Raw genomic sequence first — 16910 nt, forward strand, 5'->3', positions numbered from 1 at the left:
GATTTTATTTGCCAGTACTATCATAGCAAATCAAAATGGAGAAATGTTGATTTCTGTCTGTTCGGTCGATTTTGATGTCTCATCGGTTTATTATTGAACTTCATAACTCGAATGCAACCATTATTTCCTTGGGCAGCTTTTCGTTCTCACAGTTCAAAAGATACGCTATTGCCCGGTTTGCATAGCGATTTGTTTTCATCGTATCCCAATCGGCAAGACGGATGATTTCCGCTGTGCCGTTCTCAAAATCAAATGAAATCTCGCCCCATTCGCCGTCGCAGTCTGCTTGGTATTCGTAGATTGCGGCGGCGATTTTCTTTTTGCGCTTGGTTTTGGATTTCTGTTTCAGCCGGACAGCATGGAGCGCACCTTCGGCAACCAGCAGTTCTGTCAGCTTGTCCACCGCTTTCCGGTAGGCTCGCTCTGCACCGCTGGCTGTGCTGCCCTCAAACATAACTGCCAGTTCCTCAAAGGTGGGGCGGTTCTTCCATGAGCCGACACGCCCGCAGGTCATGCAGATCGACAGTCGCTTTTCAAGCAAGGTCTGTTCCCGGTAGTTTAGCTTCTCAAATGCCCGCTGCACCTTTTCTGCCTGTATACCGTTCCAGAGGATGTCGGTATAGTTCCAAGTATCATCAAGGGCAACATCTTCGCCTGTTTCTTCCCCGTCCTCGTCTGTTACATAGGATGGCTGCTGATTGCGGATACCACGGACAACCTTTAGATATTCTTCCGCAAGGGCAAGGTCGCAGTTGTACTTCTTTGAAAACTCGCTGATTGCATCCTTGGTGTTATGATACAGCCAAGCCATTGACCGCACCATTTTGTAATTGGTCAGAGAGGATACCGACCATTTTTCTTCGCCCATACGGAAACGGAGCAGAGCATCCCGTATGAATGGAAAAATGTATGTAGCATACTCTGCACCCTTGGCAGGATCATAGTCCATTAGCTTTTGGAGCATTTGCTCCCGGCAGGAGAGCTTTATATCTATAAAACGGTCTGTGTCATACAGATCGCCGCCATCCACACCAAGAAAGGATTTGATGCGCTTGTTGAGCTGCGGCTCGTAGTGGTGCAGGAAGAACGAAAAATATAGCAGATTCTTTTCCTGCAAGGCAGTCAGGATATATTCACTCAGGCTCCCCACCGCTGGCGGTTCCGGTTCCAGTTGGAAGATGCGCTCTGCCACATAGGGAATGATACCGTCACCGTGCGGATTGACTTGGTGTTTTGGTATGTATCCGGTCATATTCCATGTAAAATCACTTAGCATAGCGCACCTCCTTCCGATTTAACAATGCGTATAAAGATTTAGAAAACTGAAAGTTGCGCTCTCTTATTTGCAATATATCTCAATTGCTTTTGCTGTAAACAGAGCAGTTCCTTCTCCACCATAGCTATCAATGTTTTCGGTAAATTCTCCGCCACTTGCATACATCTTTCCCAGACCTGATAAAATTTCTTTTGTACAGGTGTAATAATTCTCTGTGATGAAATCCTGCAATTTTTTCACCTGTAATTGAACCGTATCACAGGATGTATCTAATTCTTTTATCTTGCCAAACTCTGTAAAAATAAGCATAAAACGATTGATTACATCCTTCTGCTGTGTATCAGACACCCCTTTCGTCTTTTCTTCAAATTCCTGATACTGGGCTATCTGTCCCCATTGTTCCTTTGCACGCTTTGAATAATCTTCCATCTTTTTTTTATCAAATACTTTAAAATCCGTCTTATTTACTCCCATCGTTTTTATTCTTCGAGCAAAATCAATCAAATTTTCTATATGTTCCTTCTTCAATACCAAAAGTTCTATTTGCTGCTCTAATACTTTTTCCTTATTAAATTTAGGATTATATATAATATCTTTGATTTTTTTCAGTGGAAATTCCAATTCTCTAAACAATAAAATCTGTTGCAACCTTTCTAATGCTTCTTCATCATACAAACGGTATCCTACCTCTGTATACTCAGTTGGTTTTAACAGTCCGATACTATCATAGTACTGAAGGGTACGTATACTTACTCCTGTTAGCTTACTTACCTCATTTACTGTCCTCATAGGAATTTCCTTTCCGAATAATGGTCGTTTCACTCCAAAATCCATCTATTTCTTTCAAAATTTCTTCTGCTGGAAGTATTGTTGCGTCAACAATATCTTTTCCAGTTTTATCCAAATAATATTTCACCATATAATATCCGCATGCATACCCAGCACAATAAGGCATACCCACCGGAATATAATTTTGTAATTTTGCCATTTCATCTCCATACATATATGATGTAATATTGTCAAATCCTTGCACTTCTAAAGCGTCCTGGATAAGTGGCTTAATATATTCATTTAACATTTCCTGGTCAGTTTTACTAACCCATGGTCCTAAGTTCTCTTCACCGTAAAGTTTTACTGCAAAATTTTCTGCCAATCCTTCACAAATCATATATTCTGCTAATGATATTTCATTACTCCACTTTATATATTGAAATCTTACATTATGATTCGTCTCATGAGCTAATACAACTGGAATCCTTGTTTTTGTCGTTTCAGAAGGTACTAATGATCCAAATATGTATCCCGGAATTCCACCATCACCACAATAACCATCATTCATCACCGAATAGGGACTTGATGGATCTGCGAGCATCAATGTAAACATATACTCTTTAACCTTCAAATCTATTCCATGTCTAACAAATGTCATAAGAGAGCTTTCAATAGATGCCACGCAATCCGTCCATAACTTTTCATCTGCTAATTCTGCAATATATTTTTGTTCTGTGTCTCCTATTTTTTGTGGCAATAAATATCCTAACATACCGCTTGCCATCACCACATCATATCCGCCAGATTGTTTTGCTTTCAACGGACAGTGATACATATCCCATTTCTTTTCAAATTTTTTCATAAAGTCATAGCGATATATATCATCTTTCTTCTCTAACGATGCATTTGCTATCTTTCGATAAATCTCATCTGATTTTACTATTTCTATTATAAATTCATGCATATCATTTCCTCCTATCGATAAGTACACTTTAAACTATTACGCAACGTAGGAGTCAAGACTTTTTCCAAATATTTATCTGATGAAACTTCAAATTCTCTTTAGGGCTTCTTTCTTCAAAGCAGCCTGTTCCATCTCTTTTTCATAAGTTCCCTTGGCATAAGCTACATTGCTCAATGCCCGGAGCATCCTATCTTTCGCCAGTTTCTTCATAATCTCTGCAAGATCAGCGTCCAGAGTACCACGCTTCACATAGCGGTTTATGGTATTCAGACGCTTCTCATATATCTGCTTCAGCGGATGATCGTCCGCAAGTTCCCGCTGTTCTCTGCCTTTCAGATTGCCGATCTGCCGACAGGTTCGGTGCAGCTTATCCCCCGGCGCATAACCGCCGCAATATTTGGTGTGCCTTGCGTTGGTAGTCAAAAACCATTTGCCGCAGATTTTGCATTTCTTAGGCGCATGGCCGACACACAAGCCCTCAAAGAGATCAGATCGGAACATCCCAACAAAGGAAACATAGTGGATTCGTTTGACCAGCTTTGCAACTTCTTCGCCGGGACGGATGACCGATACATACTGAACAGAATTGTTCAGGGTAGACATCCAGGCATTGCCCTCTGTGATAGACAACTCTGGCGGGAAATAGCTGCCGAACATTCTGGCGAAGCCCTCTGTGATAGACAACTCTGGCGGGAAATAGCTGCCGAACATTCTGGCGAAGCCCTCTGCGGTGCGGTCTGCTTCGTTACCGTCTGATTTTTCTGCAAAATCAAGCATTGCCGTTTGATATTCCCCAAGGGAGTATGCCAGATGTCCAAACACAGCGGTATAGCGTTGGAGTATGATTGCATCCGCATATTTCGGAACTTCTTCAAACTGCAAGGAGTTGGTTGCGGCTTTTATAGCAAACTCCACATATTTCAGCGCATTGTCGGCAGTAAATACCTTTTCTATCCGTTCCCGGTGCTTTGGTATGTCCATGTGGGAGAATGGCAGCGTTTTACTGAGAATCCCCAACATTGTCAGAGCAGCTTCCCTTGCCATAGGAAATAGCGCAGAAGCATCCTGCCCGGCGTTCAGCAGACCAAGCAGCAGATTGATTTTCCCGCATTGCTCATTCATCTTTGCAATGGTATCCGCAGGAACATTCAGTGCATCACAGGCAAGAGTGCCGACAGGAAATGTTTTGCCCTCATATATGACCGTATCCTGCCAAAAATCCAATGTCATCAGTTCTTGATTCATGCTTGCCCTCCTGTCCTGTTTTTTGAATTTTTTAATTATACCATGCAAATGTGAAGAAATCTACATTTCCTCCATATAAAAAACACAGGCCGCCAACCTTTCGCAATGCGTACAGTCAACGACCTGTTTTTATCAGTTATTCATGAAAAAAATTGAAGGATTCACCTTACTTCCTCCCTTTTATTTTCATAACCAACATTGGTGAAATCAAAGCCGATAAAACAACAAGTATCCATGTATTTCCAGTCAGAATGTTGTAAGATTGAAGCAAGCCTGCAAATCCTTCACCAGATTTGATGTAGGATGACAAGTCAAATAAGTTCGTCAAAACAAACCACATCACGCCAAATAAAATGTAATCTCGTTTTACACACCCTTTGATTTTAGGCACAAACAGATATGCAACAAGAAAGATGCAAACGCTCAAAATAATCCCGCTTAATGGGAGTGCCAGTATCTCAAGATGCACCATAAGCACATATTCACGGAATCCACCATTTAATATTGCGATAGGTATAATCATAACCCATATCAAAAACACAATCACATACTTCTTCATATAAATCTTTCTATCTCCATTTTTCAATTTGCTTCAGCAACGGTTCTAAATAGGATTGATCCGTCCAATCACATTTTTGCCCCACTGCACACATCAATGCTTTTTGCCAGGGCTCATATTCATCTGGATTTTGTTTTGCAACTGCTTTCTGGAGCATCTTACAAAGCGCTCTGTCCGTAAATTTCATTGTTTCTTCATCCCAAGCCCCTCTGCAATAGAATAGCGGTATACTACGAAGTTCGTTTTTGAAATGCAGGTCTCTCATTTGCAAGATTGCCTTCTCATCGTATGGAGAAGCACCTACTGCAAACACAGCGATCTTTTTATCTGCTAACTGACCTATATTCTTCTTAATAAATTGGAATCCTGCAATGCCGGAAGCGTAAACACCGCCACCCAGCAGGATCACATCATAGGGTTTCAGATCCACAGCATTTGCGTTTTTTGTTTCAGCACAATCATACCCGGTCATTTCGGCTAACCAGTCCGCATACTTTTTTGTTGCGCCATATTTCGATTGAAATAAAATAATACCTTTACTCATGTCCCTGAATCTCCTGTAAGTTATCTCCGATTTGTATAATGGTCTGTATGGTTGTTTGCAGCTGTTCCTCTGACACATCGTCAAACATTTTCTTCATGATTTTCATGGTCATTTCATCATTTTTTGCGCAAAACGCTCTGCAATAATCGGTAAGCTCAATACGCTGCTTTCTCTTATCGCTTTCGTCCGCAGTAATATCAACAAATCCTTTCTTTTTAAGCTTCAATAAAATCTGTTTTACATTCTGGTGAGAGCTTCCCATGATCTCCGCAAGCTCCTTGATAGTTGGCTTCTCTTTACACATATTGATACAGATAATTGCAAAAAACTGCTTCCAGCTGATCTCTTGCATCGTACCATCTGCGACTGCTTGAAATCTATTATCAAAGGCACTCAGTAAACCAAGCAAAAAATAGGATTGTTCAATCCCTGTAAAGTCAACTTTGCCACTGTTGATTACTTCTTTAATATTCATTCTATCCTCCATAGGTAATATATTACCTTTAATAAGGTAACACATTACCTATTATTTGTCAATAGAATAGGGCGAAATCTATATTGTAAGATAAGTTGTCCTGTTTTTTGAAATAGGGTTGTCCTGCTTTTAGCCTGTTTTTTTCAAAATCCGTCATAACCATAGTAGAAAGAGCGAAGCACCTGCCAATCACGGCGGGTGCTTCGTGCTTTCCAGACTATTATGAACGGAGGTTTTTCTATGACAATCTATGAAACCATCAAGGCGGCAATCAGCGTAAAGCAAGCCGCCGAACATTACGGGCTGAAAGTCAACCGCAACGGTATGGCTTGCTGCCCGTTCCACAATGACCGGCATCCGAGCTTGAAGCTGAATGAGGACTATTTCTTCTGCTTTGGCTGCGGAGCCAAGGGAGATGTGATCGACCTTGTGGCAAGGCTGTTCAATCTGACGAGCTTGCAAGCGGCGCAAAAGTTGGCTTCGGACTTCGGACTTGACCCGAAACCGCCCACTGCCGCAGCTATGGTCAAGCCGAAACATCCCTATATCCGCCAATTCCGAGAGGACGAAAGGTTGTGCTTCCGGGTGCTGACGGATTATCTGCATCTTCTTGAAGATTGGAAAGTGCGGTATGCTCCGAAAACACCGGACGATGCTCTGGATGACCGCTTTGTGGAAGCCTGCCAGATGCACTGCCATATCGAATATATGGCAGATGTGCTGACCGTAGGCGATCTGGAAGAACGTGTTTCTCTGGTGGACGAGCTGATGAAAAGCGGCAAGATCACTTTTCTGAAAGAGTACACCGCACGAAAGAAAAAGGAGGTGGCGCTCAATGGCGAAGAACCGGAAAACGCCTGATATGAATTTACCTGTCTGGTTTGACGGGCAGAACATCAACGAAGCTCTGTTTTGTGAAGAATTTCTGCAAGAGCGCAGAATTATTTTCGCAAACAGGGCTTTCTTTACGCCCAATGGACGGGTAACAGATGATATTTTCCTGCGGGGCGAGGTCTACGAGAAGCTGAAAAGCTACACTATCAGCAGCGTACCGCAGAAGATCAAAAATATCATGGAATTACTGAAACTGGAAGCAATGGTTGAGGATCTGCCACCGCAGCCTGACCGCATCCATGTTGCGAATGGAACGCTCATGCTGGACGGGAGATTTATCGAGGGGAAAAAGGAAATCGTACAGAGCCGCTTGCCTGTTTCCTACAATCCAAACGCTGATGTACCTGCCCTGTGGCTGAACTTTCTGGACGGTCTGCTATACCCGGAGGATATCCCTACCTTGCAGGAGTTCATCGGTTACTGCCTGATTCCCTCCAACAAGGGTCAGCGCATGATGGTGATTAAGGGCAACGGCGGCGAGGGCAAATCCCAAATCGGTTCGATGCTGTCTGCTATATTCGGCACGAATATGAAAGACGGCAGTATCGGTAAGATTTCTGAAAACCGATTTGCCCGTGCCGATCTGGAACACATCCTGCTGTGCGTGGATGATGATATGCGGATGGAAGCTCTGCGCCAGACCAACTACGTAAAATCCATCGTAACCGCACAGGGCAAGATGGACTTGGAACGCAAGGGCAAACAGAGCTATCAGGGCTGGATGTTCGCCCGGTTGATGGCATTCAGCAACGGCGATCTGCAAGCACTGTATGACCGCAGCGATGGTTTTTACCGCAGACAGCTTGTGCTGACTACCAAGGAAAAGCCTGTGGACAGAGCCGACGATCCCGACCTTGCAGAGAAAATGAAAGCCGAAGCCGAGGGGATTTTCCTCTGGGCATTTGAAGGCTTACAGCGGCTCGCTGCCAACAACTTTAAGTTTACGGAGAGTGACCGCATCCGTGAAAACCGGGAAGCGGTCAAGCGTGACAACAACAATATCTTTGACTTCATGGAGTCGGAGGGATACATCCGTCGCAAAGCGGATGCTTCCATTAGTTCCAAGGACTTCTACGCTATCTATCGCCTGTGGTGCGAGGAAAATTCCCTTGCCCCTCTGAAATCCCGCAGCTTCAGTGATGCCATGGTTGCCAATGCCAAGAAATTCAACTTGGAGCATTGCAACAACGTCACCAACTCTGCCGGACGGCGGGTATGGGGATTTATGGGCGTGGAAGCTGTGGCACGACCTAATATAAACGGGTTTTACGATGTTTCGCCATGTACGTACGTACCGGAGGAATGGCAGGACTGAATCCTGCCTTTCATTTTCTGTATGTATGTACGCAGCGTTTTGCCTGTTTTTCTTTTTATAGGAATAATCGACGGCCAAAACTGACCTGTTTTCGGGCATTGAAAATCAAAGGTAATGGAAACGGCAAAGTTTTTGACCGTAGGACGAAACCATTTCACTAAATCGTGTTTCTCCAAACCATGCACCCAGTTCATGAAACAGTAGGTGTTTTCACTGTTCCAGACCAAACCGCACGGAACAGTGAAGTGGGATATATGCCTATATGGACAGAGTATCGCACCAACGAAATTAAAACGATTTTGGAGAAAGCGGATTTTTCACTGTTCGGTGCATCTGCTCCATTTTGGGGAGTAGCCATTGCACCGAACTACAAATCAAAATTATGGAGGAATTTTCAATATGAATGTACGCAATGAAATCAAGGCACAGATCATCCGTGTCGGAATGACTATGCAGGAAGTGGTTGATCTGCTCTCGGACGAATACGGTTGGAGCGACAGCGTTTCCAACCTGTCCGCAAAATTGCAGCGGGAAAGCATCCGATACAAGGAAGTATTGGAGCTTGCCGATGTGCTTGGCTACGACATCGTATGGCAGAAAAGACGGGAGAAGTGATGCCCCGGCAACAGCCCCTCGCATCTCCCGTCCCCATAGGTGCACCGCAGTGCTGCCTATGGACAGGCAGTGAAAGATACGGTTTTCGCTGCCGCCGTCTGCAAGAAATGTTCCGCAGAACAGCTTCATGCAGACGGGCTGACCATGGGAAAAGGCGCAGACATTTTCGCCTTGGTCAGCAGAGGTCGCCGCAGCGACCGCATACCCCCTCCGGAGGAGCCCTCGGAGAGCCCACGGCACTTTGCAGCCAGTATGGATGAAAGTGTAATAGTGGGTTATTACACTTTGAAAAAGTGCCTCTCCGTAGCTCCCCGCTGTCTGCAAATCCCAAAGAAAGGAAGAAAATCTATGGCAAGAAATGATGGAATTGACCGTACCTTAGCCAGAAATCAAGACTTGGAAACCTCGGATGATGTGGCTAAGGTACAGGAACACAATGAGCGTAAAAAAGACCGTTATTCCAATGTGGACATCGTGCCGGAACGCACTCCGCTTAACGTCCATTTCAAAGCTCCCAGCGCCAGCTATACAGAAATGTTTGAGCAGTTGGAACGACACAAGGTGATTTCCACAAGAGGTCTGAAACCGGATGCCGTCAAATACGGTGAGTTGATCTTCGATGTGAACTCCGCATATTTTTATAACCACGGCGGCTATGAATTTGCAAAACAGTTTTATGCCGATGCCTATAAAGCCGCCGTGGAGATCGTAGGCGGTGAGCAGTATATCCTCTCCGCTGTGATGCACGCCGATGAACGCAACCGGGCAATGTCTGAAGCACTGGGCGAGGATGTGTACCACTATCACCTTCATGCGGTTTATATCCCGGTGGTGGAAAAGCAAATCCTGTGGTCGAAGCGGTGCAAGGATGAATCCCTCCGGGGAACGGTAAAGGAAACGATCACGCAGGTCAGCCGCAGCAAGAAATGGGAGTCTAAGCCCGTTCTTGATGAAAACGGAAATCCCATGTTGAACGCAAAAGGGAAAAAGATTTTGAAGTCGTCCTACAGTGTGTTGCAGGATGACTTTTTTCAGTTCATGCGAGCTGCCGGATATACCGATGTGGAGCGTGGAGAGCGTGGCAGCACCGAGGAGCATCTGACGGTGACGCAGTTTAAGGTGCAGGCAGAACAGCAGCGTTTGGAAGCTGTGACCGGACAGGTGGCACAGGCCGAGCAGAGTTTGGAGGACGCCAAAGCTGCCACGGAAAAGCAGAAAAAGAAACTGGAAGCTCTGAAAAAGGAAACGCAGGCTGCCAACTCTGTTGCTATGACCGCACATGAGATTGAGTCGATGGGTAAGAAAAATCCCATCACCGGAAATATCACGCTGTCAGCGGATGAGTGCCGTACCCTAAAAGATTATGCGGTCAGCAGCTTTGCGGAAAAGTCTGAGAAGCTGAAATACAAGCAGAAATTTGAGAAGGCAGAGAAAAGCGCAAAGATCTGGAAAGACCGTTATGAAAAACTGGATAAAGACCATGAGGAACTGAAACAGAAAGTCCAGCCTTTCCTGGATGCGATTGAGATTGCATCTGAAAAGGTCTGGGCTTTTATCAATGCCATCCTCGCCAGAGGAAAGGAACTGTATGAACACAAACACCCTGCCCGGAAGCGTGGACAGGATATGGAAATTTAATGGAGGTAACTGCTTATTGAAGAAATATTATGAGGATGCAAAGTATAATGCGGCATTTGTCCGCTGTGTGGATGTTATGAGCCAGATGCTCCAAAAATATGGACATCAGGTTTTGGATAAATTGGAGCAGGATGCACCGCAGAAAGTGGAGCATTCCGAGGAAAGTAATCAAGCGCAGCCTTTGACGAATAAGGCTGCGTAAAAATTTACAATTTACACGTTGCGTATTCGCTGTGGCTATGCTATAATGATTACGCAACGTGTATTTATGTTTTTTACGGAGAAAAGACAGATGGATTGTAAGAACAGAATTATCAAGTTGCGGGAAAGTACAGGACTGAACCGGAAAGATTTTTGCAAGCTCGTCCATATCCCTTACCGGACTATGACCGAGTGGGAATTGGATAACCGCCATGCACCGGATTATGTGCTGTGGCTTTTGGAGTATTATATCCGCAACGAAGGACTTATGGTAAAAGAAATGAACGAGGGAGGTGGCGATTCTGAAAAAGAAACAACTTAAATGCTATCTTTATACAAGAGTGTCCACCTCTATGCAGGTTGACGGATACAGCTTGGATGCCCAGCGTGACAAGTTAAGAAAGTATGCGGCATACGAAGATATGGTTATTGCCGGGGAGTATTCTGACGAGGGCTTTTCCGGAAAGAACATCCAAGGACGGCAGGACTTTCAACGGATGCTGAATGACATTCAGGACTGCAAAGACGGCGTATCTTATGTGCTGGTCTTTAAGCTCTCCCGATTTGGCAGAAATGCGGCGGACGTTCTGAACTCTTTGCAGCTCATGCAGGATTTCGGTGTCAATCTGATCTGCGTGGAGGATGGCATTGATAGTTCCAAGGATGCCGGAAAGCTGATGATTTCTGTGCTGTCTGCGGTGGCAGAAATCGAGCGTGAGAATATCCGAACTCAGACCATGGCAGGACGGGAGCAAAAGGCTCGTGAGGGCAAGTGGAATGGTGGTTTTGCCCCTTATGGCTATAGTCTGGAAAACGGTGATCTTGTCATTGCAGAGGATGAAGTGGAAGTAATCCGTGTCATTTATGACCGCTACATTCACACCAACGAGGGCGTTGCCGGAGTTGCAAAATATTTGAATCGTAATGGCTTTGTCAAGAAGCTACGGCAGAACAATACTATTCCCGGATTTTCAAGGAGCTTCGTGCAGGATGTACTGGACAATCCTGTTTACATGGGTAAGATAGCCTATGGCAGACGCAGGACGGGAAAAGAAACAGGGTACAAGAAACGAGATGCACGTGGTTGAGCAGTCAGAGTTCCCTATTTATGACGGGCAGCACGAAGCCATCATTTCCGAAGAAGATTGGTATCTGGCACAGGAAAAGCGCAAGATCAATTCCTTTAAGCGGGAAAAGGTCAATAATCCAGATCACGCACATATCCTGTCCGGTATTCTGAAATGTCCATGCTGCGGAAAGAGTATGTATGGCAATATCGCCAAGGCTCACAGCAAGGACAAGAAAACAAGATATTATTACTACTGTAAAAACACAGTAACACCAACCGGGCATGAGTGCAGCTTCCGACTGAATATCGAGCAGACGGAAATCAATAAGTTTGTGGCAAAGATTATATCCGCTATGGTCAACAATCCTCGGTTTGTAGAAGCGATTCAGGCGAAAATCGGCTCGGCAGTTGATACAGAGGATATGGAAAAGCAGATCGCCGTTCTGCAAGGTCAGTTAAAGCAAGCCTTTGGAACGAAAAGCCGCTTGGAGCGTCAGATGGACACCTTGGACATCAACGATGCCCACCATGACAGAAAGATTTTGGACTTGCAGCGCCGCTATGATGAGCAGTATGATACCATAGAGGATATCGAAGTTCAGATTGGCGAATTGCAAAGCCAAATCCGCAGCATTCAGCAGGAGAAAATCTCCGGCGACAATATCTATCGGCTCTTACTGGCATTTGATGAAGTCTACCATTCCGCAACGGAAGCGGAACAGAAAGAGTTTATGAAAGCCTTTATCGAGCGAATTGAAATGTTCCCGGAGAAAAGGAAAGACGGAAGCTGGATAAAGAAGATCGTATTCAATTTCCCTGTGCCTGTTGATGGCGAGGAAGTGAAAGAACTTCCCTTGGAAACTGAAACAACCGTCGAAAGCATCGTGCTCTTGTCCCACAAGTCACCAGATAGCCATATAGATGTGAAAGTTGAATTTGGAGAAGGTGAAGAAAAGGTACCTTTAGATAAAATTGCGGAGCGGGCAAAGCAATATCAGCCGGCTCCAAGGGTTACATATAAAATGATACAAGAATATATTGAAGAAAAATATGGCTTCAAAGTACATACGGCATATATCGCAGAGGTAAAAAGAAATTTAGGATTGCCGATGTATGATGCACCTAATATGGTAGAAGAGTTGAAACAGCCGAGAAGGCATCCGACGGCGGAGAAAGTAGAAGCGATAAAGAATGCATTAAAACATTTTGGGGTGATTTAATATGAGCGTTATTTATATGTTATTTACTGTGAGCTTTGATTATAATAACTATTGAAGAAATTATATCAGTTATTTGGAGGTCAAATGGAATGGGAAATGATATATTTAGCGCGGTAATTGAGCTCAACAAGATTAGACAGCAGGCATATGAAATATATTTACCCATAGTGGAGGAATTGTGCAACAGAGAGGTATCAGAAGAAGAATTGTCTCATTGTCTCGATTACTTATTAGATTTCGCAGATGATGCGAGTATGCTGGAATTGTATAAAAAGTTGTGCAGAAGATTTGTATACACATATCCTGGATGTATAAATTTTTATGTCAATGCCTATAAAGAGATGTGGGAAAAAACAGAATTCTGAAAGGGGTTTACATGAATCAACTTATAAAAATGGATGAAGAGTATAGGAAGTGGATTGAGGACATAGGAAAACGCTATAAACAGAGACAGATTAAGGCATCTGTTTCTGTTAATCAGGAAATGATTGGTTTCTATTGGTCTATAGGAAGAGATATTGTAGAAAAATCGGCTGAAAGTAAGTGGGGCAGTGGATTTTTTGTTAATTTAAGTAAAGATATGAGAACAATTTTGCCAGGGGTTCAAGGCTTATCAAGTTCGAATCTCAGATATATGAAGAAATTTTATGAATTGTACAGTGATCCAATTCTTCCACAATTTGTGGAAGAATTGAAGAGCAAAGAGGATTCAATAAATGTTCCACAACTTGTGGGAGATTTATCAGATAAAGAATTGTTTTCGATTCCGTGGGGACATCATAGAGCTATCATTGATAAATGTAAATTGGACAGGGAAAAATCAATATTTTTTGTGAAGAAAACGATTTTAAATAATTGGTCAAGGGCAGTACTTTTAAATTTTCTTGATACCGATTTATATGAGCGTCAGGGAAAAGCAATTTCAAACTTTGAATACGCATTGCCTGAACCACAAAGCGACCTTGCACAGGAAATAACAAAGGATCCATATAATTTCGACTTCGTAGCAATCAGAGAAGATTATAGTGAGAAAGAGTTAAAAGACGCATTGATGGACAACATCACAAAATTTCTTATGGAACTTGGAAAAGGTTTTGCTTTTGTTGGAAGAGAATATACAATACCGATTGAAGGAACAGAGGAAAAAATAGATCTTTTATTTTATCATCTGTATTTGCATTGTTACGTTGTTGTTGAAGTTAAAATAGTAGCTTTTACATCGAGAGACATTGGACAGATTGGTACATATGTGAATATTGTGGATGATTTGGTCAAGACAGATTTTGATGCAAAAACAATTGGTCTGATTATATGCAAAAGCAAAAATAATATCCTTGCAAAATATGCGGTAAATAGTTCAAAAGAACCGATAGGAATATCTGAGTATAAGTTGTCAAATTTATTGCCTGTGGAATATAGAGCTTCTATGCCAACGATAGAAGAAATTGAGAATGAACTCAGGTAAATATTTTAAAAGAAACTAACGGATAAGGAGCATTGAATATATGTTGAATTCAAACGAAAGAATGGGTTTCATAATTGAATATATGTCTTCATATGATGAAAAAATCAAAATGGCAAATAAAAACGGATTATTTGATGCTGCAAAAATGTTTGAGTTATTTGCGATTGAGGTATGTAATGTATGGTTCGGACAGAAGTTTAGTAATCTGAATGACGAGACGGCAACTTATCCATATGTAGATTTGATATCAGAAAACAGAGAACTTTTAGTGCAGGTAAGTACTGTACAAGATGTACCAACAAAAATAAAAACTACATTGGAAAAGATAAGGGATTCAAAAGATAAAAAATGCTCGGACTTAAAGAATATTGTATTTTTTGTACTTAGTAATAATAGTATTGATAAGGTGAGAGAGTATAGTGGGGATAATCAAATTGGGAGTATTTCATTTACTATTAAAGATAATTTGATTACTACAAATGATATTATAACTAAAGCACAAAATGATCTTAATTTTCAGAAGAAATTATACAAGGTATTAAAGGATGAGTATGAGAACTTTAATATTAATATCAGAAAATTTAAAGGTGCATTGGAACTTAGTAATTCAGGGTTGAAAAATATTGAAGGATTGATTAACGGAGAATATGAAATCGATAGAAATGAATTTCTTGAAAAAATAACAAAAGACAATGAGCGATATATTTCAATACAAGGTGGAGCTGGTAGCGGTAAATCTGTTTTATGCAAAAAATATGTTGAAAATGAAAAATTGGTTTTATATGCTCGTGCTGAAAGATTTTTGGAAGAAAGTCATATTGACGACATTTGGGGTTGCTGTATCCAAGACGTTTTAGAGTGTATTAATGGAAAGAAATTAATATTCTTTATTGATGCTCTCGAGTTTATTGCGGACTGTGCCGAAACAAAATTTGAATTATTACAGTATTTGTATGATATGGCGGCAGAATATCAAAATGTGTACATAGTAACATCTTGTAGAACGAGTGATAAAAATGCTTTTATTAAACTGGAAACAAATTTTTCAATAAAAATTTATGAAGTTGGCGATATAACAGAAGATGAACTTGCATTGCTTATGAAGCAATATCCGATTATTCATAAAATGTATAAAACAAATTCATATGTTGATTTATTAAAATCGCCCTTTTATATAAACTTGATAGTTAGTAATTCGATGGATATTGATAATATAGGTGATGAAAATTCTCTAAGAGAATATATTTGGAAAAACATAATATGTTTGGAGGAAAAATCTCGAATGTATGGCATACTCAGTAACAAAGTTATTGAAACTGTTGAGAAGATTGTGTTTGAAAGAGCTAGAAAATTTATGTTGGGTATTCATAAGGACGATATAGATAGAGACATAATGCATGCATTGCTTTCAGAAGGTGTAATTGCTCAACAAGGAGATTATATTAGACTGAAATATGATATTTTCGAAGATATTTGCTTTGAACATTATTTTGATAAAGCTTTTGATTTGTGCAAAGGGAAGTATAAGACCTTCTATGATGAAATAGAAAATCTTGGGCGATGTGTGTATAGACGGTATCAGATTTGGATTTCAAATAAAATGTTTATACAGGTAAATAGAGATAAGTTTTTATATAGCCTTACTTTTTCTGATGAGATTCCGCAAAGTTGGAAAAGGCAAACAGAAATTGGAATTGTTAAGTCAAGGTTTTGTGATAATTATTTCGAAGAACAAGGGTCGGAGATTCTGGAACAAGGCATGTTGTTCGACTTTGTGAAGAATATTAATTTGTTCGCATTTGAAGGTGAGTTATTACATATTAGACAAGAATCACCACAAATGAAATTGTCCCCAATTGGTAATGGAAGACCATGTATTATTCGACTTTTGAAAAACGAAGAAATATATAAGAAAAATATAATCGGAAGAGATGATATAGTTAAGTTATGCTTGGATTATGCGAAACAAGAAGATAAAGTGGCAGTTATTGCTTCAGATGCATGCACTATGATGGAATATTATGTGGAATATTCGTTGCAGGAATCTGAGCAAGAAAACTATTATAAAATCATAGATGAAATATCGTCTTGCTTGGAAGCACTTTATCGAATGGCAGATAACTCAGAAGAGTGGTTAAAAAAGTTTTTTAATACATTGATTAATAATTATATTAATGGAAATAGAAAAAGTATGCGTAAGTCAGAAGATATTATGGAATGGACATTGAAGAATGCTTATCCTGCTTTGGTAACTGGATTAGCAAGCGAATTGTGTTCGATAGCTGATATACTATGGTTACGTGGAAAAGTAGATGCAGAGGAATTTGATTTCTATAGAGCCGATAGACTGTCTAAGGGTTTTGAATATGGATTAAGTGAGAAAGCTGAACATTATAATTATTTATATAGAACAGTGTACGAGAATGCATTTTTATGGAATCTGTTTCGATTGAATTTTAAAATGGGATTTCATTGGGCAATTCAATTTATAAATAGGGTAATATTAGAATATGCAACTAATAATCCTGAATATGTAATAAAAATCAAAGTAAAAATTAGTGAGAGTAATGCAATAAAGGAATATTGGGGAAATGGAAACATGTGGCTTGCAGGGATTAGAGATCACAATGTACCTACCTTAATAGATAATATGAAGTGA

Annotated in this window: 16 protein-coding genes and 1 pseudogene; 10 read left to right on the plus strand and 7 right to left on the minus strand. The window is 41.3% G+C overall.

Going from position 1 to position 16910, the window contains the following annotated elements; genetic code table 11:
* Window positions 1-100: 100 nt before the first annotated feature.
* The 7 genes from ACYQ5K_RS05405 to ACYQ5K_RS05435 all read right to left on the minus strand — a co-directional run bounded on the left by ACYQ5K_RS05405 (window position 101) and on the right by ACYQ5K_RS05435 (window position 5834).
* Window positions 101-1276 carry a hypothetical protein gene (locus ACYQ5K_RS05405; RefSeq protein ID WP_173786264.1) on the minus strand — a complete coding sequence of 392 codons (1176 nt, stop codon included), beginning with the start codon at window positions 1274-1276 and terminating at the stop codon, window positions 101-103.
* A gap of 63 nt (window positions 1277-1339) precedes the next feature.
* On the minus strand, window positions 1340-2065 hold the full coding sequence (locus ACYQ5K_RS05410) for a MerR family transcriptional regulator (RefSeq protein ID WP_173786263.1): 726 nt from the start codon (window positions 2063-2065) through the stop codon (window positions 1340-1342).
* A complete protein-coding gene (locus ACYQ5K_RS05415; protein ID WP_092979410.1) occupies window positions 2049-3011 on the minus strand; it encodes a DUF2268 domain-containing putative Zn-dependent protease in 963 nt (320 codons plus the stop codon). The genes ACYQ5K_RS05410 and ACYQ5K_RS05415 overlap by 17 nt, the downstream gene beginning before the upstream one ends.
* 87 nt (window positions 3012-3098) lie before the next feature.
* Entirely contained in the window at window positions 3099-4256 is a 1158-nt protein-coding gene (locus ACYQ5K_RS05420; RefSeq protein ID WP_459777325.1) for a DUF6076 domain-containing protein, read from the minus strand.
* A 166-nt stretch (window positions 4257-4422) separates the two neighbouring features.
* Window positions 4423-4815, minus strand: coding sequence for a hypothetical protein (locus tag ACYQ5K_RS05425; RefSeq protein WP_173688848.1), 393 nt, complete (start codon window positions 4813-4815; stop codon window positions 4423-4425).
* 10 nt (window positions 4816-4825) lie between these two features.
* Entirely contained in the window at window positions 4826-5359 is a 534-nt protein-coding gene (locus ACYQ5K_RS05430; RefSeq protein WP_204618700.1) for a flavodoxin domain-containing protein, read from the minus strand.
* Window positions 5352-5834: a MarR family winged helix-turn-helix transcriptional regulator gene (locus tag ACYQ5K_RS05435; protein WP_096239154.1), complete on the minus strand. Its 483-nt coding sequence runs from the start codon at window positions 5832-5834 to the stop codon at window positions 5352-5354. Before ACYQ5K_RS05435 ends, ACYQ5K_RS05430 begins: the two co-directional genes overlap by 8 nt.
* A 240-nt stretch (window positions 5835-6074) precedes the next feature.
* On the opposite strand from ACYQ5K_RS05435, the gene ACYQ5K_RS05440 reads away from it, so the two are divergent.
* From ACYQ5K_RS05440 to ACYQ5K_RS05485, 10 genes and pseudogenes are all read left to right on the plus strand, one after another.
* Window positions 6075-6695: a CHC2 zinc finger domain-containing protein gene (locus tag ACYQ5K_RS05440; protein ID WP_173786260.1), complete on the plus strand. Its 621-nt coding sequence runs from the start codon at window positions 6075-6077 to the stop codon at window positions 6693-6695.
* Window positions 6670-8043, plus strand: a complete 1374-nt coding sequence (locus tag ACYQ5K_RS05445) for a DNA primase family protein (RefSeq protein ID WP_459777326.1) — start codon at window positions 6670-6672, stop codon at window positions 8041-8043. The genes ACYQ5K_RS05440 and ACYQ5K_RS05445 overlap by 26 nt, the downstream gene beginning before the upstream one ends.
* A gap of 399 nt (window positions 8044-8442) precedes the next feature.
* On the plus strand, window positions 8443-8658 hold the full coding sequence (locus ACYQ5K_RS05450) for an LLM class flavin-dependent oxidoreductase (protein WP_173786258.1): 216 nt from the start codon (window positions 8443-8445) through the stop codon (window positions 8656-8658).
* Window positions 8659-9006: 348 nt separating this feature from the next.
* Window positions 9007-10296, plus strand: a complete 1290-nt coding sequence (locus ACYQ5K_RS05455; protein ID WP_173786257.1) for a plasmid recombination protein — start codon at window positions 9007-9009, stop codon at window positions 10294-10296.
* A 16-nt stretch (window positions 10297-10312) separates the two neighbouring features.
* On the plus strand, window positions 10313-10498 hold the full coding sequence (locus tag ACYQ5K_RS05460) for a hypothetical protein (protein ID WP_096239158.1): 186 nt from the start codon (window positions 10313-10315) through the stop codon (window positions 10496-10498).
* 90 nt (window positions 10499-10588) lie between these two features.
* Complete coding sequence (locus ACYQ5K_RS05465) at window positions 10589-10819, plus strand: helix-turn-helix domain-containing protein (protein WP_055303625.1); 231 nt, start codon at window positions 10589-10591, stop codon at window positions 10817-10819.
* Window positions 10800-12786 (plus strand): annotated as a pseudogene (locus ACYQ5K_RS05470) (recombinase family protein). Before ACYQ5K_RS05465 ends, ACYQ5K_RS05470 begins: the two are co-directional and overlap by 20 nt.
* A gap of 89 nt (window positions 12787-12875) precedes the next feature.
* Window positions 12876-13151 (plus strand): hypothetical protein, encoded by a 276-nt coding sequence (locus tag ACYQ5K_RS05475; RefSeq protein ID WP_015528556.1) that lies wholly within the window; start codon window positions 12876-12878, stop codon window positions 13149-13151.
* A gap of 11 nt (window positions 13152-13162) precedes the next feature.
* A complete protein-coding gene (locus ACYQ5K_RS05480) occupies window positions 13163-14251 on the plus strand; it encodes a PDDEXK nuclease domain-containing protein (RefSeq protein ID WP_118173432.1) in 1089 nt (362 codons plus the stop codon).
* A gap of 40 nt (window positions 14252-14291) precedes the next feature.
* Entirely contained in the window at window positions 14292-16910 is a 2619-nt protein-coding gene (locus tag ACYQ5K_RS05485; protein ID WP_459777327.1) for an SMEK domain-containing protein, read from the plus strand.

This window comes from Allocoprococcus similis, from assembly GCF_054660775.1.